Annotated in this window: 1 protein-coding gene and 1 pseudogene; one reads left to right on the forward strand and one right to left on the reverse strand. The window is 65.2% G+C overall.

What is annotated here, in order from left to right; all coding sequences use genetic code 11:
• Positions 1 to 1923 (reverse strand): recombinase family protein (locus VBE63_RS27480; RefSeq protein WP_323686172.1); only part of this gene is annotated, 1923 nt, incomplete at its 3' end.
• A 214-nt stretch (positions 1924 to 2137) separates the two neighbouring features.
• Here VBE63_RS27480 and VBE63_RS27485 point away from each other — a divergent pair.
• Positions 2138 to 2416: pseudogene (locus VBE63_RS27485) on the forward strand (transposase); the annotation flags it as partial.

A 2416-nucleotide genomic window follows, 5' to 3' on the forward strand; every position in this document is an offset into this window, starting at 1 on the left:
TTCATGGGCGTCGCGCTCTGGCCATGGCGCCGCCTTGGCATGGGTCGCGCCCGCGGGTAGGCCCTGGTGGGCGAGTAGATTGGCGACCATGGAGCCATTGAACGTGGCCCGGCGTTTCGCCGGTCGCCAGCCTTCGGCGTTGAGCTGCTCGGCGATCTGCGTACAGCGCTGTCCGGCCTGATGCAACGCCAGCACGCGAGCGAGCAGTTGCGGGTAATAGCTCAGTTGCTCCAAGCGTGCCACAGGTCGCATCAAGTGGGTGCGGGTGTGATGGCCGCCGATCCAGTGGACCTCCACGGCCACGCGCTCGCTGTCATCGATGACGGTCACGATCACGCGCTCGATGAGCTGGCGGACGATCGCTTGGCGTTCGGCATCGGTCGTGGTCTTGGCCTTCCAGAGCGCGGGGATGTCCGCAGCCAGCGCGCGGATGCGCGCGCGCTCGGTCTCCGAGAGCGTTTGAGGCGCGTTGGCGAGAAAACGCGCATCGTCAGCCTTGAGGTGCGTCTCAGCACTCAAGGCCGCCTCCCACTGCGCCTCCAAGGTCCGTGCCACTAAGCGATGCTCGGGCTCGACCCCGTGGTACTGGCGCTCAGCGCGCTCCGCTTCGTAGCGTGCCCGCTCAAGTCGCTGTTGCCAGGCCGCATGATGGCGCGCGCGTTCACCGTCGAGGTCGTCGGCGACCTGCAGACTGATCTCCAAGGCCGCCGGCTGCAGGGCGTCCAACACCAGGCGCGTGATCAAGGCGTCCAGCGTCGCACCGCTAAGCGATTGACACCGCGGCGCACCATAGTCGACCGCATCGCGTGAGCAGCTGTAGCGCAACCCCGTGGCATTGTTGGTGTATTGGGTCACCATGCTCAGGCCACAGCGCCCGCACACGAGGCGTCCTGACAGCAACGAGGGGCCTTGACGAGCGACACCTCCAGCCTGTGCCCTGTTGGCGGCGAGCTGACGCAGATTGGCCTCGTACTGCGCCCAGCTGATGTAGGCCGGTAGGCGATCCTTGAGTAGGACCTCCCACTGCTCGGGGCCGGCGACCGTGCGTCCGGTAGAGGGACGCCCCGGCTGGCGGCGGCGCGGGTCGGTGGGACGACGGCCATAGACATAGGCGCCGGCATAGGTGGGGTTGTGCAGCAGGTTGCTGAGCGTGACGCGGTTGGGCCGGCGCCATTGCAGCTGCCCGGTCTGCGCACCGCTGATCACCCGATAGGGCAGTTGGAGCTGATGCTCAACCAGATAGCGCAGCACCCCGTTGATCGTTGCGCAGCGCTGAAACTGCACGAAGAGGGTCTCGATCACCCCGCGCGCTTGGGCGTCCGGGTCTTTGGTCACCGCCCCGGAGGGTGCGCGCACATAGCCCATGGGCAGCAAGGTCTTGAGCTCGCCACGGCGCGCCTTGGCCCGCTTGCCTTCGAGCATGCGTTGCTTGAGGATGTGCAGCTCGGCTTCGGACATGGTCCCCTTGAGTCCTAGCAGCAACCGATCGTTATACGTCTGAGGATCATACAGGCCGTCGGCGTCGCCAATCAGCGTGGAGAATAACGCGCAGACCTCCAGCAGCTGGTACCAGTCACGCGAGCTGCGCGCTAAGCGCGAACTCTCGATGCCGAGCACCAGGCCAACATGATCCAGGCTGACCTCGCTCATCAGGCGCTGAAAGCCCGGACGCCCCTCGGCGCTTGCCCCGGAGCGCCCGAGGTCATCATCGATGACCTCAACATGCTCAGGTGCCCAGCCGAGTGCAACCGCCCGCTCAGTCAGGGCGTATTGCAGCCGGGTCGATTCCTGATTGCGCTCGACCTGCTGCAGCGTCGACTGGCGCACATAGACGATGGCGAGACGGTTGAGATGGCACGCCTGGATCTTGCCGACCACGAACGCGGCCGCCGGGCGTTGGACCGGTGAGAGGGTGGCACTCATCGACGGTCTCCTGCCCCTGGGCGGGCTGCAGTTGGCGTTCCACCAACTGGCTCAGCAGGGCAATCAGCGGCAGGGTGCTCCAGTCGATCGGAGCCGGACGCGTCACGCCGCTGATCCAGCCATTGCGCAAGCCTCAATAACGCCTTTGAATCAAGTATTGGTGGCGTTTGCGGCGCTGTCAAAAAAACTTCTATAGCGGTTTCTGTGATGGGGTATCGAGGCCGTGTTTCGCTCCTTGAAATCGGAGCTCGGGCTGCGTCCGATCTTCCACAAGACGGGAGTCCGTGCTGAGGGGCACTTGTTCATCACGGTGCTGGCATATCAGTTCGTGCAGGTGATCCGCCAGCGCTTGCGTGAGCAGGGCATCCACGACAGCTGGAGGCTGTTGCGCGAGACCCTCTCCAGCCAACAGCGTGTCACCGCAACATTCCGCCGTCCTGATGGGCGCGCGTGGCATGTGCGCAAGGCGACCGAGGCAGAAGCGGGCCAGAGG

Origin of the sequence: Lamprobacter sp. (genome assembly GCF_034860625.1) — a bacterium.
Lineage (GTDB): Bacteria > Pseudomonadota > Gammaproteobacteria > Chromatiales > Chromatiaceae > Lamprobacter.